Source organism: Cognatishimia activa (assembly GCF_017798205.1).
GTDB classification, from domain to species: domain Bacteria; phylum Pseudomonadota; class Alphaproteobacteria; order Rhodobacterales; family Rhodobacteraceae; genus Cognatishimia; species Cognatishimia activa_A.
The window spans coordinates 2,785,600-2,806,822 of the sequence record NZ_CP060010.1; the positions used below are offsets into that span (position 1 = coordinate 2,785,600).

The following is a 21,223-nucleotide window of genomic DNA, read 5'->3' on the forward strand; positions in this document are numbered from 1 at the left end:
GCTTTATGACAAGACAGCGCGGCGGCGTTTTGCGATGTTCAGGATCACGACCGTCGCGGCAATCATCACCATAAAGGCACCCAAGGTCCGCAGGCTTTCCTGCGCATAGGCTGTGGCGAGGGGCAGATTGTCGGCAAAGACAAAGCCAAGGCCCACATAGAAAGTCACCCAGATGATTTCACCCATCACGCCCGAGGCCGTAAAAAACGCCCAGCGCATCGAGGCCGCGCCTGCTGCGAAATTCACGTATGGGCCTAGGGGCGACACGAGCCAGCGGCTAAAGAACACGCCGGTGATCCCCCATTTATCCAGATGGGTCTGTGCCTTGCGCCAGAGTTGATAGCGTTTGTAAGTGGCGTTGGCGTAGGCCTCTAAGCGGCCCTTGCCGCGACGACCCAGAAAATAGCCCGCCTGATCACCCAATAGCGCGCCAAGCAGGGTCAGAGCCCAAACCAGGGTAAAAGACAAATCGCCGGTGGCCGCCAGCGCACCGCCGGTCAACATCACCAAAGACATCGGAATAGGGATCGCAAGGCAGCTTAGGAAGGCCGTGATAAACATCAACGCCGCGCCATAGGTCACGAGAGCTTGAAGCAACGTATCAGTCATAAAACACCTCTTAACACAAAGCCCTAAGGGGCCATTCCGAGGCATCAATATGGCGCATGTCCTTAAAATATCATAATTTCGCCCCAATTTTGTTGGTCGAACGGGGACAGTCCAGCGATTGCGCAAAGATTGTTGGGGTTAACCCCGCGTGAGCTCTTTCATGCCCTTTTCCAGACCCGCCAAGGTCATCGGGACCATTTGATCCTCAAAGATCTCTTGGATCATTTTGATGGAATGGGTGTAAGGCCAGTAGTTTTCTGGCACAGGATTGATCCAGAGGTTGGACGACCACTGATCGCGCGCGCGCTCTAGCCAGACCTGACCTGCCTCTTTGTTCCAATGTTCATTGGCGCCGCCGGGGTAGGCGATTTCATAGGGGCTCATCGAGGCATCGCCAACGAAAATGCACTTATAGTCCGGCCCATAGGTGCGCAGGATTTCATGTGTGGGGGTCTGATCGTTCCAGCGGCGTTTGTTGTCGCGCCAGACGCCCTCATAGAGGCAGTTGTGGAAGTAGAAATATTCCAGATGCTTGAATTCCGCGCGAGCGGCGGAAAACAGTTCTTCGACCACTTTGATATGCGGATCCATCGAGCCGCCGACATCCAGAAACAGAAGAACCTTTACGGCATTGCGCCGCTCGGGGCGGGTTTTCACATCCAAATAGCCGTTTTCAGCTGTTGCGCGGATTGTGCCGTTCAGATCCAGCTCTTCTGTTGCCCCATCACGCGCCCATCGCCGCAAGCGTTTCAGCGCGACTTTGATGTTCCGCGTGCCCAGTTCGACCGAGTCATCAAGGTTCTTGAACTCGCGCTTGTCCCAGACTTTGACCGCTCGCTGATGGCGGCTTTCTTTCTGACCGATGCGCACGCCTTCGGGATTATAGCCATAGGCACCAAAGGGGCTGGTGCCAGCCGTGCCGATCCATTTGTTGCCGCCCTGGTGACGGCCTTCCTGATCCTTAAGACGCTCTTTCAGAGTCTCCATCAGTTTTTCAAAGCCACCCAGGGCCTCGATCTCAGCCTTTTCTTCTGGGCTGAGGTGCTTTTCCGCCATTTTGCGCAGCCATTCCTCGGGAATGTCCACGGCGTCTAGCACGTCCTCGGCAGAGATCTCGGACAGGCCTTCAAACGTGGCCGCAAAGGCGCGGTCGAATTTGTCGAGGTTGCGCTCGTCCTTCACCATGGCCGTGCGGGCGAGGTAGTAGAACGCCTCTGTGTCGTAAGTCGCGATCCCCGTGCGCAGCGCTGCCAGAAAACTGATGTATTCGCGCAGAGACACCGGAATGCCTGCGGACCGTAGGTTTTCAAACAGCGGCTGGAACATGGCTTAGGTGATCGAGCGTTCGATGACGATGGTGATGATCACACCAAGTATGGTGAAGGCGATGCCGTAGCCAGCGGTATATTGCAGCTTGTCCAGACGGTTGCCTCCGCGTTTGGAGGCGGTGCGAAAACCAAGCAAGAGGCCGATGACGGCAAGAACGATGACGATCATGGGGCGTTAAAGCCTTTCATTCTGAGGGTTTAGGGCAGCGATCTCACGCAAGCGCGCCTGTACCGCCCAATCCGGGCCAAAGCCGTACCGTGCCCAACCCAGACTGTCCAGCCGCGCGCGGCGGGCGTCTTGGGTGCGGCCGGTCATGGCAAGCGCCTCGGATTGCAGCATTAGGACAGAGGCCAGTTGCGCTGCGTTTTGGGCGCGGGTCGCGGCAGTTTTCGCCGCACTTAAACGCGCGAGCGCTTTGTCGGGATTGCCGTCGGAAATATCATAGGCAGCCAGCTGGATCAGCATATGGCTTTCCTGTGGGCCACCTTTGGCCACGCCAGCATAAAGCCGCGCGGCTTGTTCAAAATGCACTTTGGCCTGATCCAGATCATCGGCACGCAACTGACGGGCCAGCGCATAGTGGCTGAAGGCCAGGCGATGATCACGCCAGCCTTGCGCTTGTGCAAAGGCAACCGCTCGGTTCGCTGCATTAAGGCGCTGGTTGCTTCCGGGGGCTCCCAAAGCCGTCGTGATCAGACTTTTCCAGGTGTTTGGCGTAGTCGGCAAGGGATTACTTGCCCGACGTTCTCCTGACGGGTTCAGCCGTGCCAGAACACCCCGAATGCGCGCAGAGGCTTCGGCCCGTGTCATGCCGTTCTTGATCGCGGGATCGTAATAGGCCCGCAGCATTAGCATATCAAAGCCGGTCAGCACCGAATGGAAATTGTCGTCGTTAAAGACGCTGTCATGCAGACGGAAGAGATCGTTCAGAGGCCCAAGCGCTTGGGCGAGTTCTTCGTGCAGGCAATCGCGGATGTCCTGCGGGCTGGTGTCATAGGACAGAAAGATCGCAATGCGCTCGCGGTTCTGAAGCGCGGACCAATCGGTGCGATTGCTGGCCCGCGCACCGCGATAATCCACAAGATCCGTGACATTGGGCACCACGAAGCAGGCCGCATTGGGCAGAGCCCGGCGAATGTTCCGTCGCGTCACAGCATGGATCGTGATGTTCGCATCGCCCGAAGTGACCTGCGAAATGTCCAATCTTGCCTCACGACGCAAGCGCGACAAGAGCGCAGTCAGGTCCTGTTGCATCGTCTGAGTCGCGCGCCCTTCGATGCGTACGGTGATCGGCCCTTCGAACTTTGTCAGTCGGGGCAGGGCGCGGCCGCTCTCGAGCTGAAAACTCAGGTCCAGAAAGTCGCGCGCCATATCGGCGTTAGAGCGCGTGGGCGCAAAACCCGCGGTCGAGGTGAAACGCTTGATCGGCGGCAGCGTGGTTTCGGCCACAACCGCGCGCGTGGGCAGCGGCGTGTCCGTTGGCACGCTACAGGCGGTCAGAGCGAGCCCTGCCAAAAGGATGAAAGAGCGCAGCACCATCCGAGCCTATCGACCCGCGCGCGCCATGAAGGCGAGGCGTTCAAACAGATGCACGTCTTGCTCGTTCTTCAAGAGCGCGCCATGCAGTTTTGGCAGGGCATTTACGCCGTCACGTTTCAGGTCTTCGGGGCTGAGGTCTTCGGCCAAAAGGAGTTTCAGCCAGTCGATGACTTCCGACGTCGAAGGTTTCTTTTTCAAACCCTGCGTGTCGCGGATTTCATAGAATTGCGTCAGAGCCTCGGTCAAAAGAATGTCTTTGATATCAGGGTGATGCACCTTGATGATCTCACGCATCGTGTCGGCATCGGGGAAGCGGATATAGTGGAAAAAGCAGCGGCGCAGAAAGGCATCTGGCAGCTCTTTTTCATTGTTCGAGGTGATGATGATGATCGGACGATGCTTGGCCTTTATGGTCTCGCCGGTCTCATAGACATGGAACTCCATCTTATCGAGTTCCTGCAGCAGGTCGTTAGGAAACTCGATGTCGGCCTTGTCGATTTCATCGATCAAAAGCACGACTTTTTCGTCCGCCTCAAAGGATTCCCAGAGCTTGCCTTGCTTGATGTAATTCTTCACATCATGCACGCGTTCTTCGCCCAATTGGCTGTCGCGCAACCGGCTGACGGCGTCATATTCATAGAGGCCTTGCTGCGCTTTCGTGGTGGATTTGATGTTCCACTCAATCATCCGCGCGCCCAGCGATTGGGCCACCTGCAGCGCCAATTCCGTCTTGCCAGTGCCGGGTTCCCCCTTGACCAAAAGCGGGCGTTCCAGCGTCACAGACGCGTTGACGGCGACCTTTAGATCTTCGGTCGCGATGTAAGAGCTTGTGCCTTCAAATTTCATCTAACTGCCTGTTTGCAATGCGGTCTTGGCGGGCACACTACTGTGAACAGGTTTTACCTGCAATCGGGGTTCAAGAGGTAGTGACAATCTGAGTGCCATGAGTTACACGCCAAGCCAGTGAGAGGGGTCGGGCGCAATTTGTAATCAGTAATTTGGCGTCCGCCACGTTATGGGAGCTAAAATGAAAGCAGAAGTTTTCCTGCCGGAAGATTACTATCCAGCAGAAGATGAGCCCTTCATGAATGATCGGCAGATCGAATATTTCCGTCGCAAGCTAAATGCCTGGAAACAAGAGCTTTTGGCTGAAAGCCGTGACACAATCGAAGGTCTTCAGGACAACACACGCAACATCCCTGATATTGCGGACCGTGCCAGCGAAGAAACCGACCGCGCGCTTGAACTGCGCACACGGGATCGCCAGCGCAAATTAGTCGCCAAGATCGACTCAGCGCTGCGCCGGATTGACGAAGGTGAATACGGATACTGCGAAAAGACAGGTGATCCGATTTCCTTGAAACGTCTGGATGCGCGTCCGATTGCGACCATGACGCTTGAGGCTCAGGAACGTCACGAGCGTCGCGAAAAGGTTCACCGCGACGATTGATCCCTAGGGATAACGACATCAACAAAGCGCCGGGGGTTTTACCTCGGCGTTTTTCGTTTCAGAAAGGGCGTATGAGTCTTTTGGGTCTGAATATTTGCGTGATTGGCGGTGGCATCGGCGGATTAACCGCCGCGATCGCCCTGGCGCAGCGTGGCGCGCAGGTCGAGGTGCTGGAACAGGCACCCGAGATGACCGAGGTCGGGGCAGGTATTCAGATCTCTCCGAATGGGATGTGCGTTCTGCGGGCCTTGGGGCTGGGTGACGAGATCCAAAACATCGGTCGCCGCGCGCAAGCGGTGGAGTTGCGCGACTATCGCGCGTCACGTTTGGTCACGCGGTTGAACCTTGATCGGTTGGGCGCGGATCAACAGTACCTCTTTTTGCATCGTGCTGATTTGATTGATGTATTGGGGGCCGCGGCCCGCGCTGCGGGTGTTCAAATATCCTTGGGCCAGAAAGTCGAAGCCGTCAGCGATGGTCGACCCGCCGTTGTAAGCACTACGACTGGTTCGCAACGAAAAGCCGACTTGATCGTTGCGGCAGACGGTCTCCATTCTGTCGCGCGCAAAACCTTAAACGGCACCTTGGCCCCATTCTTCACGCGGCAGGTGGCGTGGCGGACGATTGTGCCAAATACCATCGGTCATCCCGACGTGGCCCGTGTTCATATGGGGCCCAAGCAACATGTGGTCAGCTATCCTCTGCGGGGCGGCGACATGGTCAATCTCGTGGCCGTCGAAGAACGCGGCGAGTGGAGCGAAGAAAGCTGGGTCGCACAGGATGATCCCGAGAATTTACTGTCAGTGTTTGGTGGTTTTTCTGAGGACGTGAAAAGCTTGATGTGCGGCGCGCAAGCTGTTGGTAAATGGGGGCTTTTTAGGCATCCGGTTGCATCGCGTTGGCACGGAGGCCGGCTAGCATTGCTGGGTGACGCCGCCCATCCAACGCTCCCATTCATGGCGCAGGGTGCGGTTATGGCCATTGAAGACGCTTGGGTCTTGGCCGCCTCGCTTGCAGAAACAGATAGCATAGAGGCAGGCCTCTCGGCCTATCAGGCGAAACGCCACGAGCGAGTGTCAAAAATCGTCGAGACCGCCAGCAAGAACGCCTGGCGCTATCACCTCAGTTTCCCGCCTTTGCGCTTTGCGGCCCATAGCGTCATGCGGCTTGGCGGGGCAATGGCTCCGGGGAAAATGATGTCTCAGTTTGATTGGATCTATCGTCACGATGTGACGCAAGACTAGGCCGCCAGTTCTACCCAGACCGGCACGTGATCAGAGGGCTTTTCACGCCCGCGCACCTCTTTGTCGATCTGGCAATCGAGCAAAAGATCCGCGCATTGCGGGCTGAGCAGGAAGTGGTCGATGCGAATGCCGTCATCGCGGTTCCATGCGCCTGCCTGATAATCCCAGAAGGAATAATGCTCTGGCCCTAAGGTGCGCGCGCGGAAGGCTTCGGTGAACCCGAGGTTCAACAGACGCCGATAGGCCGCACGGCTTTCGGGCAGGGCGGCAGCATCTTCGTGCCAGGCCTCGGGACGGCGGGCGTCTTCATCCTGTGGGATGATGTTGTAGTCGCCAGCCATGAGGAAGGGTTCTTCGGTCGCAAGCAACTCTTCAGCGCGGGTCTGAAGTCGCGCCATCCAACGCAGTTTATAGTCGTATTTCGGCCCCGGCACAGGACTGCCATTGGGCAGATAGAGGTTGCAGACGCGGACCGGCGTGTCCGCCATCACAGTTGCTTCGATCCAGCGGGCTTGTTCGTCTTCAGGCTCTCCGGGCAGGCCGCGCACAATATCTTCAAGTGGGAACTTGGACAGGATTGCCACACCGTTGAAGCTCTTTTGTCCAAAGGTTTCAACGTTATAGCCGCGATCCTCAAACATCTCACGCGGGAAATTCTCGTCGATGGATTTGATTTCCTGCAACAGCGCGACGTCGGGCTGAGCCTCATCAAGCCAAGCTGGCAAGGCGTCGATGCGGGCTTTGATGCCGTTGATATTGAATGTCGCGACTTTCATGGACCCCTCATCGCTCTCAGCGGAGCTCTCTTTGGTGTCTTACATAGAGAAACTGGTGCCGCATCCGCAAGAGCTTGATGCATTCGGGTTGTCGATCACAAACCGCGCGCCGATGAGTTCCTCGGTGAAATCGATGGTCGCATTGGACAGGAAGGGCAGGGAGACAGAGTCCACGACGACTTTCTCACCATTGCCTTCAAGCACCAGATCATCCTCGGCTGGTTGATCCAGCTTGATCTCATACTGAAAGCCCGAACAGCCGCCGCCTTCGACCGCCACACGCAGGGCCTGACCCTGATCGGCCGCGCCGATTTCGGCGAGTTGTTCAAAAGCTCGGGGCGTGACACGCGGTGGCAGTTGCATTTTCTTACTCCTGACAGGCATTTGGGCGCTTGAGTCGCCTATGAACCTGATGCGATCTACAATATATGTCGGGCAAGAGTAGTCCACAAGGAGGCGCAACATGATCGCGCCATTTGCATCTGATCCCACTTTGGCTCGGGGTCGCGCATTTTCAGAAGAAGAAAGCGCCTTTCGGTCCTGTTTTCAGAGGGATCGTGACCGGATCATCCATTCCAGTGCCTTTCGTCGTCTGAAACATAAGACTCAGGTCTTTGTGGAACATGAAGGCGACTATTACCGCACACGATTGACCCACTCGATCGAAGTGGCTCAGGTCGCACGCACGATTGCGGGCGCTTTGGGGTTGAACCAAGAGCTGACCGAGGCCGTCGCCTTGGCGCATGATCTCGGCCACACGCCTTTCGGGCATACCGGAGAGGACGCGCTGCACGAATTGATGGCCCCCTACGGCGGCTTTGATCACAACGCGCAGGCGATCAAGATCGTGACCTCGCTGGAACGGCACTATGCGGATTTTGATGGGCTGAACCTGACGTGGGAAACGCTTGAGGGCATCGCCAAGCACAATGGTCCTGTGACCGGAGAAATCCCATACGCGTTGGCCGATTACAATCAGACCTTCGATCTGGAACTCCACACCCACGCCAGCGCCGAGGCGCAGGTCGCCGCCTTGGCGGATGATGTGGCCTATAACAACCACGATCTGCAGGATGGTCTGCGCGCGGGCCTCTTTACCGAGGCCGAGATTTGTCATTTGCCCATCATCGGCGACTGTTTTGCAGAGGTGGACCGGCTCTATCCAAAGCTCGACCGCAACCGGCGCAAACACGAAGCTTTGCGGCGTGTGTTTGGTGTCATGGTGGGTGATGTTATCGACACCTCACGGGCGCTTTTAGCCGAAGCGGACGCGAAATCGGTGCAAGAGATCCGCGAATATGGCGCGCCTGTTATTGCGTTTTCAGAGGATGTTTGGGCGCAGATCGTAGAAATAAAGTCATTTCTTTTCAAACGCATGTACCGCGCGCCTTCTGTGGTGGAAAAGCGCATTCAGGTGACCAAAGTCGTCGAAACGCTTTTCCCGCTGTTCCTAGAGGACAAGAACCTTCTGCCCGCCCGCTGGCATTTTGACATCGAGCGCCTCAACGACGAGGTCTCGATTGCCCGCATGGTCTCGGACTACATCGCAGGGATGACGGACCGTTTTGCGCTGACGGAATACGAGCGACTTACCGGCACTAAGCTGCCTCTGTAGCCATTGCGCCGAAACAGAGTTTATTTCCGTCCAGATCGCGCACATAGGCTGAGAAATACGGCCCACGTTGCATGACCTCACCTTCGCAGGTGCCGCCAAGTTCCAGCGCGCGGGTATAAAGCCGCGTGACCTCTGCGTTGCTGTCCAGCGTAAAGCCCAACATTGAGCCATTGCCCTTGGTCGCAGGCTCTTTGTCAAAGGGTTCTGCGACGGCGAAGGTGAAATCAGGACCTTGCCAATAGGTCATGCGATCTGTCGCCATCAATTGCGTGACATCGCTTTGATCAAACAGGGCTTCGTAAAATCTAACCGAGGCCGCCATATCGTTCGTGCCCAATACCAAATAGTTCAACTTCATAATGCTTGCGTCTTTCTTTGAGGAGTGAATGCGGAGACCCGCGGTGTCCGGGATGTATAGGTAAAGCGGCTGACAAAAGGCGGCAGCAGCTTGTTTCCATTGACGCGCGCCATAAGGGTGGTAAACCCGCGCGAGAGCAAAAAGGATAAACCGATGAACCTCTTTTCCCAGATCCGCGAGCTGGTGATCGACAACCTACATGCCATGCTGTCCGAGGGCTCTTTGCCCCGCGGGCTGAGCTTTGACAATGTGGCGGTTGAGCCTCCGCGAGATGCGGCCCATGGGGATATGGCGACGAACGCGGCGATGGTGCTGGCGAAGCCTGCACAGATGAAGCCGCGCGATATTGCGGAACTACTGGTTCAGAATCTTGCAATGGACCCTCGGATTGAGTCCGCTGAGGTTGCGGGCCCGGGGTTTATCAACCTGCGTCTGTCTGAAACCCTGTGGCGGGATCTTGTGAAAAACGTGCTGGAAACCGGCGCGGATTTTGGTCGGTCCGGCATGGGGCAGGGCAAGAAGGTCAACGTGGAGTATGTCTCTGCAAACCCGACTGGCCCTCTGCATGTGGGTCACACGCGGGGTGCGGTCTTTGGCGATGCTTTGGCGTCCTTGCTGGATTTCGCAGGATACGACGTTACGCGCGAATACTACATCAACGACGGCGGCGCGCAGGTCGATGTCTTGGCGCGCTCTGTCTATCTTCGGTATCTTGAGGCGCACGGTCAGGACGTGGCCTTTGAGGATGGCACCTATCCGGGGGACTATCTGGTGCCGGTCGGTCAGGCGCTGAAGGACAAGGTGGGCGACGCCTATGTCGGTCAGGACGAGAGCGTCTGGCTGGTTGAAATCCGCGAATTCGCGACCGCTGCGATGATGGATTTGATCCGAGACGATTTGAAGGCACTCAATGTCACGATGGACAAGTTCTTCTCGGAAAAATCCTTGTATGGCACAGGGTTGATCGAGGATGCTCTTGCGTCGCTTGAGGCGAAAGGCCTGATCTATGAAGGCGTTCTAGAGCCGCCTAAAGGCAAAACGCCCGAGGATTGGGAGCCTCGTGAGCAGACGCTGTTTAAGTCTACAGAACACGGCGACGACGTCGACCGTCCGGTGAAGAAATCCGACGGCGCCTGGACCTATTTCGCGCCCGATATTGCTTACCATTACGACAAGGTGCAGCGCGGCTATGACGAGCTGATCGACATCTTTGGGGCCGACCACGGCGGCTATGTCAAACGGATGAAAGCGGCGGTTTCGGCGCTGTCTGACGGCCAGACACCGCTGGATATCAAACTGACCCAGCTGGTGAAACTCTGGAAGAACGGCGAGCCGTTCAAGATGTCCAAGCGTGCTGGTAATTTTGTGACCCTGCGCGATGTGGTCGAGCAGGTGGGCGCAGATGTGACCCGCTTTGTGATGCTGACCCGTAAAAACGACGCGCCACTCGATTTCGATTTCGACAAGGTTCTTGAGCAATCCAAGGACAACCCGGTGTTCTACGTGCAATATGCCCACGCGCGGGTGTGTTCTGCGTTGAAGAAAGCAGGCGAAACCGGCGCGGCTGTCACCGATGCCGATCTGGCGGGTGCTGACCTGTCACTATTGTCTGATCCAGCCGAAATCGCCGTGGCCAAAAAGGTCGCCGAATGGCCGCGACTGGTGGAAATCGCGGGGCGTACAAACGAGCCGCATCGCGTGGCCTTCTACCTCTATGAACTCGCCTCCGAGCTGCACAGCCTGTACCACATGGGCAAGGACAAGCCGGAACTGCGCTTTGTGCAAGAGGACAACACCCAAGCCACACAGGCGAAAATCGCGCTGGCACGGGCCGTAGCCATTGTTATTTCTGCAGGTCTTGGTATTCTGGGGGTAACTCCGGCACAAGAGATGCGCTGAATGCACAAGATGTCGGGGTGAGGCAAAGGCAAGCGAACCCCGGCGAGAATGGGCAACGACCCGCAGATCGCCGACAGAGCAGAGGCGATCATGGCGCAGATTCCGATGGATGGACCGCACTCCGACAGTGATCCCGGTGCTGTTTTGGGCACCGTGACCAACTGGGCTGGAGCTTCGATTTCTTTGGCATTGATTGTGGGCGCGGTGATGTGGGGGCATTCGCTTTTGTCGCGCGATGTATCCGGCGTGCCGGTGGTGCGTGCTTTGGATGGTCCGATGCGCGAACAACCTGTGGATCCGGGCGGGTCGCAAGCGGCGCATCAGGGATTGTCTGTCAATCAGGTGGCAGCCGAAGGCACCGCGCAAGCGCCCGGTGATCGTTTGGTTCTGGCCCCAAATTCTGTCGATTTGACGTCTGAAGACGCGACGTTGTCGAGCGAAGCCATCGATCTGGCCGCACGCACCGCAACGCGGCAATCGTCGGGTGCTGAGATCACGGCTCCAAAGCCGATTGATCTGACGGGATTTGCGACGACCTCGCCCTCTGGGAAAATTCAAAAAGACCCGATTGTGAGCGCGGGGGAGACCTATGGCCCGGTCCGAGCCGTTGCTGGTGGTCTTGGGAAATCTCTGCGTCCGCGACTGCGTCCAAATGCTACTCAAACGGCGTCCGCTGCTCTTCCAGCAGCACCTGCGATCAACGATGGATCTAGCCTGCCAGCCGGAACGCGGCTGGTGCAACTCGGTGCTTTTGCCAGCCCTGAAATTGCTCAGGATCAGTGGCAAAAACTTCAATCTAAATTCAGCGCCTATCTCGGCGACAAGGACCTGATCGTCCAAAAGGCCGAAAGCGGTGGGAAGACGTTCTACCGACTGCGCGCCGTCGGATTTGCCGATCTCAGCGACGCGCGCCGCCTGTGTTCCGCACTAAAGGCGCAGAACGCCGATTGCATTCCGGTCGTAACGCGATGAGCCCATTTGGGGCCGCGATTTTTGGCTGCTCGGGCTTTGCGCTTACCTCTGATGAGCGTGAATTCTTCAAGGAATACAATCCCTTCGGGTTTATCCTCTTTGCGCGAAATATCGAAAGCGCAGATCAACTTCGCACGCTTTGTGCAGAGTTACGCGAGACCGTTGGGCACAATGCCCCCATCCTGATCGACCAAGAAGGTGGCCGTGTTCAACGCCTTCGCCCGCCATTGGCGCGCGACTGGTTGCCACCCTTGGATCACGCCGCCGCACTCGGAGACCATGCCGAACGCGGGTTCTATCTACGCCACCGGATCATCGCTCAGGAACTGCTGTCCTATGGTATCGACACGAGCTGTGCGCCCATGCTGGATGTCGCGCAGCCGGACACGCATGAGTTCCTTAGAAACCGCTGTTATGGCACGTCGCCAGAGGTGGTGTCCGAGCTGGGCCTTGCCGCCGCGCGAGGATTGCTGGACGCCGGTGTTCTGCCAATTGCGAAACATATTCCAGGGCACGGGCGCGCTGTACTGGACAGCCACTTCGAATTGCCCAGAACCGGTGCGGATCGCGACGACCTAAAAATAGATTTCGCGCCCTTCAAAGCACTCAACACCGTCCCAATGGCGATGACAGCCCATGTGGTCTACGAGGCCTATGACGATGCGCCCGCGACGACGTCGAAACCCATGATCGATCTCATTCGCAATGACATCGGATTTGACGGTCTGCTGATGTGCGACGACCTGTCGATGCAGGCTTTAAGCGGCACGATGCAGTATCGCACACGCGCCAGCCTCGCTGCGGGGTGCGACGTCATCCTTCATTGCAACGGAGACCTTGCCGAGATGCAAATGGTCGCGAATGAAGCCGGCGCCATGGGCGATCAGGCCGCCGAACGCGCCATGCGCGCCTTGGCCGCGCGCAGACCTCGCGCAAAGGTTGACATGGCGGCCTTAACAGCCGAGCTTGACGGCCTAACGGGCAGGTAGGGCATGAGCGACGATTTCGTAACCCAACTCCAGAACGACCGCGTGGCGGAACGCGTGGCGGCGGAAACGCTTGTCGTGGATGTGGACGGGTTCGAAGGGCCTTTGGACGTTCTGCTGACGCTTTCTCGCACTCAAAAGGTCGACCTGCGCACGATTTCTATTCTCGAACTGGCGCGGCAATACCTGGCCTTTGTCGAAAAAGCCAAACAGATGCGGATTGAATTGGCCGCGGATTATCTGGTGATGGCCGCCTGGCTGGCTTTCTTAAAATCCCGCCTCTTGTTGCCGCCCGATCCCGAAGAAGAAGGCCCCAGCGGCGAAGAATTGGCCGCCCATCTGGCCTTTCAGCTGGAACGCCTGCAAGCCATGCGCGATTGCGCCGCGAAATTGATGGCGCGGGACCGCCTTGGGCGCGATTTCTTTGCCCGCGGCCTCACCGAGCGGGTCGAGACCAAGAAAACCATCACCTATACGGCCACTCTCTTGGATCTGATGCAGGGCTATGCGCGCATTCGCACCAAGGACGAGTTCCGCCCTTTGTTGATGGATCGCGAGGCGGTGTTCACCATGGAGCAGGCGCTGGAACGTATGCGGGGGATGATCGGCTTTGCAGGCACCTGGACAGATATCCTGAGCTACCTACCTGATGGCTGGGAAAACGACCCCCAGAAACGCCGATCGGCCACGGCGGCAACTTTTGCTGCCTCGCTGGAACTGGCCAAAGAGGGCAAGGTCGAAATCCGCCAATCCGAAACATTCGCGCCCATTGAGCTGCGCCGCCGAGAGATGTGAGATGACTGAAGAGAACGACCCTCAAGAAACAGGGCCTGAGATCGAAGAAAGCCTGTTCGAAGCACCTCCGATGGGCGAACAGGAACGTATGGTCGAGGCGATCCTTTTTGCGACCTCTGATCCCATGACCGTCGCGCAGCTGAACGCACGCATGCCCCACGGCAGCGACGCGGCCGAGGCGCTTGGCCATGTGGCAAAGCGCTATGAGGGCAGGGGTGTGCAGCTAAGTAAGATCGGAGATGCCTGGGCCTTTCGCACCGCGCCTGATCTTGGGTTTCTCATGCAAAATGAACAGGTTGAGACGCGCAAGCTTTCGCGCGCAGCCATCGAGACCTTGGCCATTATTGCCTATCATCAGCCCGTCACTCGCGCAGAGATCGAAGAGATCCGGGGAGTGTCGGTCAGCCGTGGCACGGTCGACCAGCTCTTGGAAATGGAATGGATCCGCTTTGGTCGTCGCAAGATGACGCCCGGGCGGCCTGTGACCTTTGTAGTGACGCCGACCTTCCTGGATCACTTCGCCTTGGAAAGCGCGCGCGATCTGCCGGGGCTCAAGGAGTTGCGGGCTGCCGGGCTTTTGGACAACCGTCCGCCTCCGGGCGCAGTGCCGTCTCCGGTAGAACCCGAAGAAGACGATCCGGATGTGAACCAATCCGAGATGTTTGAGGAATAACGCCCTAATCTCGTCCCATTTACCTGCTAGCTTTGGATGAAACGGCAAGGAGCATTAGCGATGGATCGCGTTCTTCATATGATTGTCCGCATGGTTATGCGTCGCCTGATGCGTCAGGGCGTCAACAAAGGCATAGACATGATGGCGCAGCGGGGCGGGCCAAAGTTCGATAAACGCCGGACCAACGATGCGGTCCGTGTCGTGCGTCGCGCCAGCCGGATGTGATTACACAGACTTGAAATGCTTGGACAATTTCAGGCCTTGGCCCTGATAATTTGACGCGATTTCGCGGCCATAAAGCTGTTCTGGCAGCTCGGCCATTTTCTCATAGACCAAACGTCCGACGACCTGCCCATGCTCCAGCACAAAAGGGGCTTCGTGGCAGCGGACTTCGAGCACTCCCCGAGACCCTGCGCCGCCTGCTGAGGCATGTCCGAATCCGGGGTCAAAGAAACCTGCATAATGGACGCGGAACTCTCCGACCATCGCGAGGAAAGGTGCCATTTCAGCAGCATATTCTGGCGGAATTTGAACGGCTTCGCGGCTGACAAGGATATAGAATGCGCCGGGATCAAGGATGATCTGGCCATTGTCGCTGCGCACTTCCTCCCAATATTCTTGCGGATCGTAGTGGCCGATGTTTTCAAGGTCGATGACGCCGGTATGCGGTTTCGCGCGATAGCCGACGAGGGTGCCTTCTGCGGGCTTAAGATCGACAGAGAAGCCAAGTCCCTCGTCAATCACCGCATCGACGTCCACAAGCGGGCTATCGGCATGCAGGGCGCGCAGAGCGTCATCCGACAGAACCGATTGCCCATCACGGAACCGAATCTGGTTCAGACGCATGCCGGGGCGCACCAGAACCGAGAAAGAGCGCGGGCAGATTTCAGCGTAAAGCGGGCCACAGTAGCCCGCCGGAATTCGGTCAAATTCCGTGCCACCATCCGTGATCGTACGGGTCAACAAATCCAGACGCCCGGTTGAGGACTTCGCATTCGCAACCGCCGTGATACCGTCGGGCAGGGCGAGGCTTTCCATCAAAGGAACCAGATAGACACAGCCCTTTTCCAGAACCGCACCTTCCTCAGTGAGTGTGATGCGGTGCATCTCGAAATCAGAGAGACGTTCACCGACGGTACGACCCTCGCCAGCGAGGAAAGACGCGCGGACACGATAGGCCACAGTGCCCAACCGCAGATCCAGACTGGCGGGTTGCACCTGACCTTCTGTTAAAGGACGATCAAGCGTGATCTCGCCATTTTCGATCATGGTTTCAATGGCTTGGCTCGGCAGAACTCCGGGCATGTCATCCTCCAGATACACAAAACGCCCGAGGCGAGCAGCACTCGAGCGATTTGTTTTGGTCGGGCTAGCAGGACTTGAACCTGCGACCTTCCGTCCCCCAGACGGACGCGCTACCAGGCTGCGCTATAGCCCGACGGTGGTGTCGTTCATAACGGTTTTGCCCGGAGGGGCAAGACCCAAATTCCAGCTTTTCTGTCACGCAGAGGCCGCCGCTTGATCAGGAGAAATCACCGCCTCAAGCGCCTTGAGCGATTGCGCCATTTTGGCGTGATGCGCCGGGTCGATATCCTGGGTGGTCATCAGTTCGGCAATCAACGCTTCACGCATAGACCAGCTTTCGGCCACATCCGCCAATGGATTGCGTGGAACCGCGCTTTTGACCTCTGGCGCGGGCTCGAGTTTGATGTCCTCGAAGTCATCGTCCTCGGTCGCAGTGGCGACAGCCGGCACCTCATATGGCGCTACGCTCTCTTCTTCGGTCTCTTGTGGCGTCTCGCCCGCAACGATGTCAGAGATCTGCGCCTCTAGCGGATCGACCTCTGGCTTTTCAATTGCTTCTGGCAGTTCACGCGCGATCGTGGCTTCGATGGCGGCGGCATCGGCCTCGTCGCTGTCCACTGCTTTGGACAGGGCAGAGATCTCTTTGATACCTTTTTCGCGCAGCAGCTTCTGCACGCCTTTGATAGTTATCCCATCATCATGCAGAAGCTTCTTGATGCCGCCCAAAAGCTGCATGTCGGCCGGACGGTAATACCGCCGACCGCCAGCCCGTTTTACGGGGCGCACCTGAGAAAACTTTGATTCCCAAAACCTTAGGACGTGTGGCTGGACATCCAACCACTCGGCAACTTCGCTGATTGTGCGAAAAGCGTCTCTGGACTTGGGCATTTAAAGTCGGCTTATTTCTTGTTTCCCGCCGCGACGCGATCTTTCATCAGATGCGACGGACGGAAGGTCAGAACACGGCGCGGATTGATCGGAACTTCCTGACCGGTTTTCGGGTTACGTCCCACACGGGCGGCCTTGTCGCGCACGCTGAAGGTTCCGAAAGAGGAGATCTTGACCTGCTCGCCTTTGACAAGCGCGTCAGACATATAGGTCAGCACGCTTTCAACCAGCTGCGCTGAGTCATTTCGAGACAGACCAACCTCGCGGAAAACCGCTTCGCTCAGATCCATCCGTGTCAGTGTATTCTCACTCATCTTCAACCCCCGTTGTCACTTTCGGTCACATTACGTGAAGGGTTTTTTCCAAGTCAAGAACAATGACTTGGAAACAAGGGTTTAAGCAATAATCATGCGTGACGGGCAGGGATGTTACCAGCGAATGACCGCAGAGCCCCAGGCCAGACCGCCTCCGATGGCTTCGGTGACGACGATATCGCCGGGTTTCATCTTGCCTTCGGCTTGCGCGACAGACATGGCAAGCGGAATAGACGCAGCCGAGGTGTTGCCGTGATCCTGAACCGTCACAACCACACGCTCCATCGGCATATCCATCTTTTTGGCGATGCCTTTGATGATGCGGATGTTGGCCTGATGCGGGACAACCCAATCGACGTCATCGGTTGTAATACCAACCGCATCCAGCGTCGTTTGCGTTGTTTTCGCGAGCTTCTCGACCGCGTGGCGGAAGACTTCTTTGCCCTGCATGCGCAGGAAACCCGTGGTGCGTTGGGAAATCCCACCGTCTACGTAAAGAATATCTCGATAGCGGCCGTCAGAATTCAGATCGGTCGCCAGAACACCGCGATCCTCGGATGTGCCTCTACCTTCCTGCGCCTCAAGGATCAGCGCGCCGGCGCCGTCGCCGAACAGCACACAGGTGCTGCGGTCCTTCCAATCCATGATGCGAGAGAAGGTTTCAGAGCCGATCACCAGAACGCGCTTGGCTTGACCCGAAACCACCAAAGCATTGGCATTGGTCAGCGCAAACACAAAGCCAGCACAGACGGCTTGAACGTCAAAGGCAAAACCCTTGGTCATGCCAAGATTGTTTTGCACCATGGTGGCCGCGGACGGGAACGTCAGGTCTGCGGTCGAGGTCGCTAGAACGATTGCGTCGATGTCGTCCGCCGTAAGCCCTGCGTTTTCCAAAGCGGCCTGCGCAGCCTTAGTGGCCAAATCTGATGTGGTTTCATCCTCGGCGGCGAAATGGCGACGTTCAATACCGGACCGGCTTTTGATCCATTCGTCAGAGGTATCCAGAGTCTTTTCGAACTCTGCATTGGGTACGATACGCTCGGGCAGGTAGTGACCAACCCCTCTCACGACAGCGCGTAATGTCATGTTTTATTTTCCGTTCTTCTCGCCTGTCCCCACGTCATCTTGGGGGAGTTGCACCGTAGATGCAACCCGCGCAGCAAGCTTTTTGCTGAAACCGGATTGCGCCAGGACAAAGGCGAGTTTGATGGCGGCAGAGACGCCTGTGGCATCCGAGCTGCCATGGGATTTCACGACCGTGCCGTTAAGGCCCAAAAAGACGCCTCCGTTCACGCGACGCGGGTCGATGCGCTTGGTCAGGCGACGCAGGCTGGTATAGGCCAGCAAAGCCGCAAAGCGGGACATTGGTGAGAATTTAAAGGCTTCGCGCAGCAGGTTACCGATCAGGCTCGCGGTGCCTTCGCCGGTTTTCAGCGCGACATTGCCGGTGAAACCGTCGGTCACAATGATATCGGCTTTATTGCCCGGGATGTCTCCGCCTTCGACAAAGCCTACGAAGTCGAAATTGGCTTCATCAGCCTTTTCGGAAATCAGCTCATGCGCGGCTTTCAGTTCCGCGCGGCCTTTGTGCTCTTCGGTGCCCACATTCAGCAGGCCAACGCGTGGGCGGTCCAGCTCCATGCCGTTGCGCGCATAAGAGACACCCATCAGAGCATATTGCAGCAGGTCCCGCTCGTCCGCGCGAATATCTGCGCCCACGTCGAGCATGATATTGAACCCCTGAGGGTTGCTGGAGGGCCAAAGGATCGCAATCGCGGGGCGGTTCACGCCGGGCAGTTTACGCAGACGCACGACCGACAACATCATCAACGCGCCGGTGTTGCCACAGGACACGCAGACATCAGCTTCGCCATTGCGTACAGAATCGACGGCAGACCACATGGATGTGTTCTTGCCCGAGCGCATCACCTGGCTAGGTTTGTCATCCATTGTGACGACATCAGCTGCGTCACGAATCTCGACACGACCCGCCAGAAGCTTGCGCCGTGACACGAGCTTTTCCAGCTCGTCCTTAGGGCCGTGCAGGATAAACCCGATATCAGGGTTCTTTTTCGCAGAACGAGAAATACCGGCAACAACAGTTGCCGGCCCTCGGTCGCCACCCATGGCGTCTACGGAAATAATGGTGCGCTTTTCACCCGCGTTCTGTTCTTCACTTAACACGGACATAGCGGCCCCAAGTTCCGTTTATTTATGCCGCTTCGTCGTCCAGGTCAATTTCGTCAGCCATAGCGACGACTTCGCGGTCGTCATAGTGACCGCAGGACGCACAGACGTGGTGAGGACGTTTCAGTTCACCACAGTTTGGGCATTCGTTTGGATTTGCAGCAACCAATGCGTCATGCGCGCGACGGTTGTTGCGGCGTGATTTGGATACTTTATTCTGCTGGACAGCCATGTCGCAACCTATTCAATGCTTGGGGGCCAAAAAGGCCCGATTTCTGAGCGTTCCGAGGCTTTACGATGATCGCTTGGCCAAGTCCAACGCTAAATTCCGATGAGCGCGCGAAAATAGTCAGAAATTGCCGCAACGCAAGTGTTATTTCTCGTCTTTCTGCGCAAGTTGATCCCGCAGACCGGCGAGCCCTGCAAATGGGCGCGCATCCTCGTCCCGCATGGGGGCGATTCCCGGCTCGGAAAAGACGGATTCGGAGAGATCTGCACCTTCTGTGCGTGGGTAAAGCGGCAGATTGAGGCTGAGTTCTTCGATGAGGATCTCTGACAAATCGATGGTGTCTCCCAAAGGATCGGCCGAATCCTCATCGGTCACTTCGTATTCCTCTTCGGTGGGCGCGGCGTAATTGGCAAGAAACAGCCGTTCTACCGGCGCGTCGATCCGGGTCGTCACAGGATCAAGCGTCACCACACAGGCCTGCACCACGGTCACGCCCAATTGCCCCTTCACGAGCCAGTCGCGTTTGCCGCGCGCCTTGATCTCTCCTTCAAAGCGCAGTTTGCGCAGATCAAGGATGCCAAGCTCGTCAGCCAGCGTCTTTAGCGCGGCACCCTCGGGCACGATCTTAAAGGAAACGGCCTTATTCTGGGGCAACTCCGCAACAGCATATGTGGTTTTTGCGGGCTCTGATGCAGGCATCGGAATTTTCCTTTTCGCAATTGAACCTTGATCCTTCATTCTCTTAGCCGATAAGTATCTCGGAAAGCCAAGACAAGAGGGCAGGGATGGCCAATATGAAAAAACCAGTGAAAGCGGCTATTTTCGCTCTGTGTATTCTTGGGGCGGGATGTTCCGCGCAGTATCGCAATCACGGCTATGTGCCCAGCGAAGAAGAACTGGCCGAAGTGGTAATCGGTGTCGACACTAAAGATAGTGTCGCAGAAACGCTGGGGGCGCCCACAGCAGGTGGTGTGCTGGAAGACGGCGGGTTCTATTACGTCCGCAGCCGCGTGCGCACAATTGGCCCAAGCCGTCCAACTGAAATCAGTCGCGAACTGGTGGCGGTGACATTTGACAACAATGGTATCGTGTCCAACGTCGAACGCTTTGGTCTTGAGGACGGACAAGTCGTCGTGCTGTCGCGTCGCGTGACGGACAATGGTCTGAACAACATCTCATTCATCCGCCAGCTTTTGGGCAACCTTGGCAGTTTTGACCCGAACGCGCTGCTTTAAGTCACGCTGTCATTATCTTGTCATGGGCGCGCACCTATATCGGGGTCGAACGAAAGAGTGAGGCCTTGGTATGGTTGGCTTGATGAAATCCCGTTACGAAGCTTTTGAGGCGACGACGCGCGCAGAGATCGAGGCCGCGCAACGTTTGAGGCATCTGGCCTTCAAAGGGGTAGACGGATTGGATGCCGACGCCTTTGACGAGATTTGCACACATATTCTGGTGAAAGACCGCAAATCAGGGGCTTTGGTCTGCTGTTTCCGGTTCTTGCCACTAAATTCCGGCAATGAGATCGCGCAGAGCTATTCGGCGCAATATTACGAATTAAGCGCCTTGCAAGACTTTCAGGGCACAATGGTCGAGATGGGACGTTTCTGTATTCATCCCGAGGTCCAAGACCCAGATATCTTGCGCGTCGCCTGGGCGGCGATGACAGCCTATGTCGACAATAACAACGTGGAACTGCTGTTTGGCTGTTCCTCCTTCAAAGGCACGGATGCCAAAGAGTATTTCGACGCTTTTGCCATGTTGCGCGACCGCCATATCGCGCCAAAACGCTGGTTGCCGCGGGTCAAAGCACCCAAGGTGTTTCAATTCGCTGCCCGCCTGCGCAGGAAACCTGACCTAAAGCAAGCGCAATTGCGCATGCCCCCCTTGCTGCGCACCTATCTGATGATGGGCGGCTGGGTCAGCGACCATGCCGTAGTCGATGAGCAGATGAACACACTGCATGTTTTCACAGGCCTTGAGATCAAAGCGATTCCCCCCGCGCGCAAACGCCTCTTGCGGGCCATGTCCGCCTGATGCTGGTTGACCTCTGCT

General features: G+C 57.1%; 26 protein-coding genes and 1 tRNA gene. 11 read left to right on the forward strand and 16 right to left on the reverse strand.

Features of this window, described 5'->3' with window-relative positions; translation table 11 throughout:
* Positions 1–3: 3 nt before the first annotated feature.
* The 5 genes from HZ995_RS13715 to HZ995_RS13735 all read right to left on the reverse strand — a co-directional run bounded on the left by HZ995_RS13715 (position 4) and on the right by HZ995_RS13735 (position 4,323).
* Positions 4–609, reverse strand: coding sequence for a DedA family protein (locus HZ995_RS13715; protein WP_209356226.1), 606 nt, complete (start codon positions 607–609; stop codon positions 4–6).
* A gap of 138 nt (positions 610–747) precedes the next feature.
* Positions 748–1,935: a vWA domain-containing protein gene (locus tag HZ995_RS13720; protein ID WP_209356227.1), complete on the reverse strand. Its 1,188-nt coding sequence runs from the start codon at positions 1,933–1,935 to the stop codon at positions 748–750.
* Between the two features lie 3 nt (positions 1,936–1,938).
* A complete protein-coding gene (locus HZ995_RS13725) occupies positions 1,939–2,106 on the reverse strand; it encodes an apolipoprotein acyltransferase (protein WP_209356228.1) in 168 nt (55 codons plus the stop codon).
* A 6-nt stretch (positions 2,107–2,112) separates the two neighbouring features.
* Entirely contained in the window at positions 2,113–3,477 is a 1,365-nt protein-coding gene (locus HZ995_RS13730) for a DUF2927 domain-containing protein (RefSeq protein WP_209356229.1), read from the reverse strand.
* Positions 3,478–3,483: 6 nt separating this feature from the next.
* The gene (locus tag HZ995_RS13735; RefSeq protein ID WP_209356230.1) at positions 3,484–4,323 is read right to left on the reverse strand and encodes an AAA family ATPase; all 840 of its coding nucleotides are present in this window, start codon (positions 4,321–4,323) and stop codon (positions 3,484–3,486) included.
* 181 nt (positions 4,324–4,504) lie between these two features.
* On the opposite strand from HZ995_RS13735, the gene dksA reads away from it, so the two are divergent.
* Positions 4,505–4,927 carry an RNA polymerase-binding protein DksA gene (gene dksA / locus HZ995_RS13740; protein WP_209356231.1) on the forward strand — a complete coding sequence of 141 codons (423 nt, stop codon included), beginning with the start codon at positions 4,505–4,507 and terminating at the stop codon, positions 4,925–4,927.
* 71 nt (positions 4,928–4,998) lie between these two features.
* On the forward strand, positions 4,999–6,171 hold the full coding sequence (locus tag HZ995_RS13745) for an FAD-dependent monooxygenase (RefSeq protein ID WP_209356232.1): 1,173 nt from the start codon (positions 4,999–5,001) through the stop codon (positions 6,169–6,171).
* On the opposite strand, the gene xth is transcribed toward HZ995_RS13745, so the two are convergent.
* Complete coding sequence (gene xth, locus HZ995_RS13750) at positions 6,168–6,947, reverse strand: exodeoxyribonuclease III (protein WP_209356233.1); 780 nt, start codon at positions 6,945–6,947, stop codon at positions 6,168–6,170. The two genes, HZ995_RS13745 and xth, sit on opposite strands and share 4 nt — an antisense overlap.
* A 39-nt stretch (positions 6,948–6,986) precedes the next feature.
* Positions 6,987–7,310 carry a HesB/IscA family protein gene (locus HZ995_RS13755; RefSeq protein WP_209356234.1) on the reverse strand — a complete coding sequence of 108 codons (324 nt, stop codon included), beginning with the start codon at positions 7,308–7,310 and terminating at the stop codon, positions 6,987–6,989.
* A gap of 100 nt (positions 7,311–7,410) precedes the next feature.
* On the opposite strand from HZ995_RS13755, the gene HZ995_RS13760 reads away from it, so the two are divergent.
* Entirely contained in the window at positions 7,411–8,562 is a 1,152-nt protein-coding gene (locus HZ995_RS13760) for a deoxyguanosinetriphosphate triphosphohydrolase (protein WP_209356235.1), read from the forward strand.
* Here the strand turns inward: HZ995_RS13760 and HZ995_RS13765 are convergent.
* On the reverse strand, positions 8,546–8,920 hold the full coding sequence (locus tag HZ995_RS13765) for a VOC family protein (RefSeq protein ID WP_209356236.1): 375 nt from the start codon (positions 8,918–8,920) through the stop codon (positions 8,546–8,548). The two genes, HZ995_RS13760 and HZ995_RS13765, sit on opposite strands and share 17 nt — an antisense overlap.
* 153 nt (positions 8,921–9,073) lie before the next feature.
* Between HZ995_RS13765 and argS the strand changes: the two genes are divergently transcribed.
* Genes argS through HZ995_RS13795 form a run of 6 tightly spaced genes read left to right on the forward strand, consistent with a single transcriptional unit; the run spans position 9,074 to position 14,470 of the window.
* Positions 9,074–10,819: an arginine--tRNA ligase gene (gene argS, locus HZ995_RS13770; protein WP_209356237.1), complete on the forward strand. Its 1,746-nt coding sequence runs from the start codon at positions 9,074–9,076 to the stop codon at positions 10,817–10,819.
* 48 nt (positions 10,820–10,867) lie between these two features.
* Positions 10,868–11,791, forward strand: coding sequence for an SPOR domain-containing protein (locus HZ995_RS13775; RefSeq protein ID WP_245168676.1), 924 nt, complete (start codon positions 10,868–10,870; stop codon positions 11,789–11,791).
* The gene (nagZ, locus tag HZ995_RS13780; RefSeq protein WP_209356238.1) at positions 11,788–12,780 is read left to right on the forward strand and encodes a beta-N-acetylhexosaminidase; all 993 of its coding nucleotides are present in this window, start codon (positions 11,788–11,790) and stop codon (positions 12,778–12,780) included. Before HZ995_RS13775 ends, nagZ begins: the two co-directional genes overlap by 4 nt.
* A gap of 3 nt (positions 12,781–12,783) precedes the next feature.
* A complete protein-coding gene (locus HZ995_RS13785; protein ID WP_209356239.1) occupies positions 12,784–13,572 on the forward strand; it encodes a segregation and condensation protein A in 789 nt (262 codons plus the stop codon).
* 1 nt (position 13,573) lies between these two features.
* On the forward strand, positions 13,574–14,245 hold the full coding sequence (gene scpB / locus HZ995_RS13790; protein ID WP_209356240.1) for an SMC-Scp complex subunit ScpB: 672 nt from the start codon (positions 13,574–13,576) through the stop codon (positions 14,243–14,245).
* 60 nt (positions 14,246–14,305) lie between these two features.
* Positions 14,306–14,470 (forward strand): hypothetical protein, encoded by a 165-nt coding sequence (locus tag HZ995_RS13795; protein ID WP_209356241.1) that lies wholly within the window; start codon positions 14,306–14,308, stop codon positions 14,468–14,470.
* Here HZ995_RS13795 and HZ995_RS13800 read toward each other — a convergent pair whose 3' ends face one another.
* From HZ995_RS13800 to HZ995_RS13835, 8 genes are all read right to left on the reverse strand, one after another.
* Positions 14,471–15,550 (reverse strand): 2'-deoxycytidine 5'-triphosphate deaminase, encoded by a 1,080-nt coding sequence (locus tag HZ995_RS13800; protein ID WP_209356242.1) that lies wholly within the window; start codon positions 15,548–15,550, stop codon positions 14,471–14,473.
* A 56-nt stretch (positions 15,551–15,606) separates the two neighbouring features.
* Positions 15,607–15,683 (reverse strand) — tRNA-Pro (locus HZ995_RS13805).
* A 62-nt stretch (positions 15,684–15,745) separates the two neighbouring features.
* Entirely contained in the window at positions 15,746–16,438 is a 693-nt protein-coding gene (locus HZ995_RS13810) for a MerR family transcriptional regulator (protein WP_209356243.1), read from the reverse strand.
* Between the two features lie 11 nt (positions 16,439–16,449).
* Positions 16,450–16,752, reverse strand: coding sequence for an integration host factor subunit alpha (ihfA, locus tag HZ995_RS13815; protein ID WP_209356244.1), 303 nt, complete (start codon positions 16,750–16,752; stop codon positions 16,450–16,452).
* 114 nt (positions 16,753–16,866) lie between these two features.
* Positions 16,867–17,838 carry a beta-ketoacyl-ACP synthase III gene (locus HZ995_RS13820; protein ID WP_209356245.1) on the reverse strand — a complete coding sequence of 324 codons (972 nt, stop codon included), beginning with the start codon at positions 17,836–17,838 and terminating at the stop codon, positions 16,867–16,869.
* A gap of 3 nt (positions 17,839–17,841) precedes the next feature.
* Positions 17,842–18,942: a phosphate acyltransferase PlsX gene (gene plsX, locus HZ995_RS13825; protein ID WP_209356246.1), complete on the reverse strand. Its 1,101-nt coding sequence runs from the start codon at positions 18,940–18,942 to the stop codon at positions 17,842–17,844.
* Between the two features lie 22 nt (positions 18,943–18,964).
* The gene (gene rpmF, locus HZ995_RS13830) at positions 18,965–19,171 is read right to left on the reverse strand and encodes a 50S ribosomal protein L32 (RefSeq protein WP_209356247.1); all 207 of its coding nucleotides are present in this window, start codon (positions 19,169–19,171) and stop codon (positions 18,965–18,967) included.
* A 141-nt stretch (positions 19,172–19,312) separates the two neighbouring features.
* Positions 19,313–19,867: a YceD family protein gene (locus HZ995_RS13835; protein ID WP_209356248.1), complete on the reverse strand. Its 555-nt coding sequence runs from the start codon at positions 19,865–19,867 to the stop codon at positions 19,313–19,315.
* An 86-nt stretch (positions 19,868–19,953) separates the two neighbouring features.
* Between HZ995_RS13835 and HZ995_RS13840 the strand changes: the two genes are divergently transcribed.
* The gene (locus tag HZ995_RS13840) at positions 19,954–20,403 is read left to right on the forward strand and encodes an outer membrane protein assembly factor BamE (protein ID WP_209356249.1); all 450 of its coding nucleotides are present in this window, start codon (positions 19,954–19,956) and stop codon (positions 20,401–20,403) included.
* A gap of 70 nt (positions 20,404–20,473) precedes the next feature.
* Positions 20,474–21,205 (forward strand): GNAT family N-acetyltransferase, encoded by a 732-nt coding sequence (locus tag HZ995_RS13845; protein ID WP_209356250.1) that lies wholly within the window; start codon positions 20,474–20,476, stop codon positions 21,203–21,205.
* Positions 21,206–21,223: the final 18 nt, after the last annotated feature.

What these genes read in the sequence shown, in the direction of transcription:
- HZ995_RS13715 (WP_209356226.1), bottom strand. Translation starts at nt 609, where the DNA reads ATGACTGATACGTTGCTTCAAGCTCTCGTGACCTATGGCGCGGCGTTG.
- HZ995_RS13720 (WP_209356227.1), bottom strand. Translation starts at nt 1,935, where the DNA reads ATGTTCCAGCCGCTGTTTGAAAACCTACGGTCCGCAGGCATTCCGGTG.
- HZ995_RS13725 (WP_209356228.1), bottom strand. Translation starts at nt 2,106, where the DNA reads ATGATCGTCATCGTTCTTGCCGTCATCGGCCTCTTGCTTGGTTTTCGC.
- HZ995_RS13730 (WP_209356229.1), bottom strand. Translation starts at nt 3,477, where the DNA reads ATGGTGCTGCGCTCTTTCATCCTTTTGGCAGGGCTCGCTCTGACCGCC.
- HZ995_RS13735 (WP_209356230.1), bottom strand. Translation starts at nt 4,323, where the DNA reads ATGAAATTTGAAGGCACAAGCTCTTACATCGCGACCGAAGATCTAAAG.
- dksA (WP_209356231.1), top strand. Translation starts at nt 4,505, where the DNA reads ATGAAAGCAGAAGTTTTCCTGCCGGAAGATTACTATCCAGCAGAAGAT.
- HZ995_RS13745 (WP_209356232.1), top strand. Translation starts at nt 4,999, where the DNA reads ATGAGTCTTTTGGGTCTGAATATTTGCGTGATTGGCGGTGGCATCGGC.
- xth (WP_209356233.1), bottom strand. Translation starts at nt 6,947, where the DNA reads ATGAAAGTCGCGACATTCAATATCAACGGCATCAAAGCCCGCATCGAC.
- HZ995_RS13755 (WP_209356234.1), bottom strand. Translation starts at nt 7,310, where the DNA reads ATGCAACTGCCACCGCGTGTCACGCCCCGAGCTTTTGAACAACTCGCC.
- HZ995_RS13760 (WP_209356235.1), top strand. Translation starts at nt 7,411, where the DNA reads ATGATCGCGCCATTTGCATCTGATCCCACTTTGGCTCGGGGTCGCGCA.
- HZ995_RS13765 (WP_209356236.1), bottom strand. Translation starts at nt 8,920, where the DNA reads ATGAAGTTGAACTATTTGGTATTGGGCACGAACGATATGGCGGCCTCG.
- argS (WP_209356237.1), top strand. Translation starts at nt 9,074, where the DNA reads ATGAACCTCTTTTCCCAGATCCGCGAGCTGGTGATCGACAACCTACAT.
- HZ995_RS13775 (WP_245168676.1), top strand. Translation starts at nt 10,868, where the DNA reads ATGGGCAACGACCCGCAGATCGCCGACAGAGCAGAGGCGATCATGGCG.
- nagZ (WP_209356238.1), top strand. Translation starts at nt 11,788, where the DNA reads ATGAGCCCATTTGGGGCCGCGATTTTTGGCTGCTCGGGCTTTGCGCTT.
- HZ995_RS13785 (WP_209356239.1), top strand. Translation starts at nt 12,784, where the DNA reads ATGAGCGACGATTTCGTAACCCAACTCCAGAACGACCGCGTGGCGGAA.
- scpB (WP_209356240.1), top strand. Translation starts at nt 13,574, where the DNA reads ATGACTGAAGAGAACGACCCTCAAGAAACAGGGCCTGAGATCGAAGAA.
- HZ995_RS13795 (WP_209356241.1), top strand. Translation starts at nt 14,306, where the DNA reads ATGGATCGCGTTCTTCATATGATTGTCCGCATGGTTATGCGTCGCCTG.
- HZ995_RS13800 (WP_209356242.1), bottom strand. Translation starts at nt 15,550, where the DNA reads ATGCCCGGAGTTCTGCCGAGCCAAGCCATTGAAACCATGATCGAAAAT.
- HZ995_RS13810 (WP_209356243.1), bottom strand. Translation starts at nt 16,438, where the DNA reads ATGCCCAAGTCCAGAGACGCTTTTCGCACAATCAGCGAAGTTGCCGAG.
- ihfA (WP_209356244.1), bottom strand. Translation starts at nt 16,752, where the DNA reads ATGAGTGAGAATACACTGACACGGATGGATCTGAGCGAAGCGGTTTTC.
- HZ995_RS13820 (WP_209356245.1), bottom strand. Translation starts at nt 17,838, where the DNA reads ATGACATTACGCGCTGTCGTGAGAGGGGTTGGTCACTACCTGCCCGAG.
- plsX (WP_209356246.1), bottom strand. Translation starts at nt 18,942, where the DNA reads ATGTCCGTGTTAAGTGAAGAACAGAACGCGGGTGAAAAGCGCACCATT.
- rpmF (WP_209356247.1), bottom strand. Translation starts at nt 19,171, where the DNA reads ATGGCTGTCCAGCAGAATAAAGTATCCAAATCACGCCGCAACAACCGT.
- HZ995_RS13835 (WP_209356248.1), bottom strand. Translation starts at nt 19,867, where the DNA reads ATGCCTGCATCAGAGCCCGCAAAAACCACATATGCTGTTGCGGAGTTG.
- HZ995_RS13840 (WP_209356249.1), top strand. Translation starts at nt 19,954, where the DNA reads ATGGCCAATATGAAAAAACCAGTGAAAGCGGCTATTTTCGCTCTGTGT.
- HZ995_RS13845 (WP_209356250.1), top strand. Translation starts at nt 20,474, where the DNA reads ATGGTTGGCTTGATGAAATCCCGTTACGAAGCTTTTGAGGCGACGACG.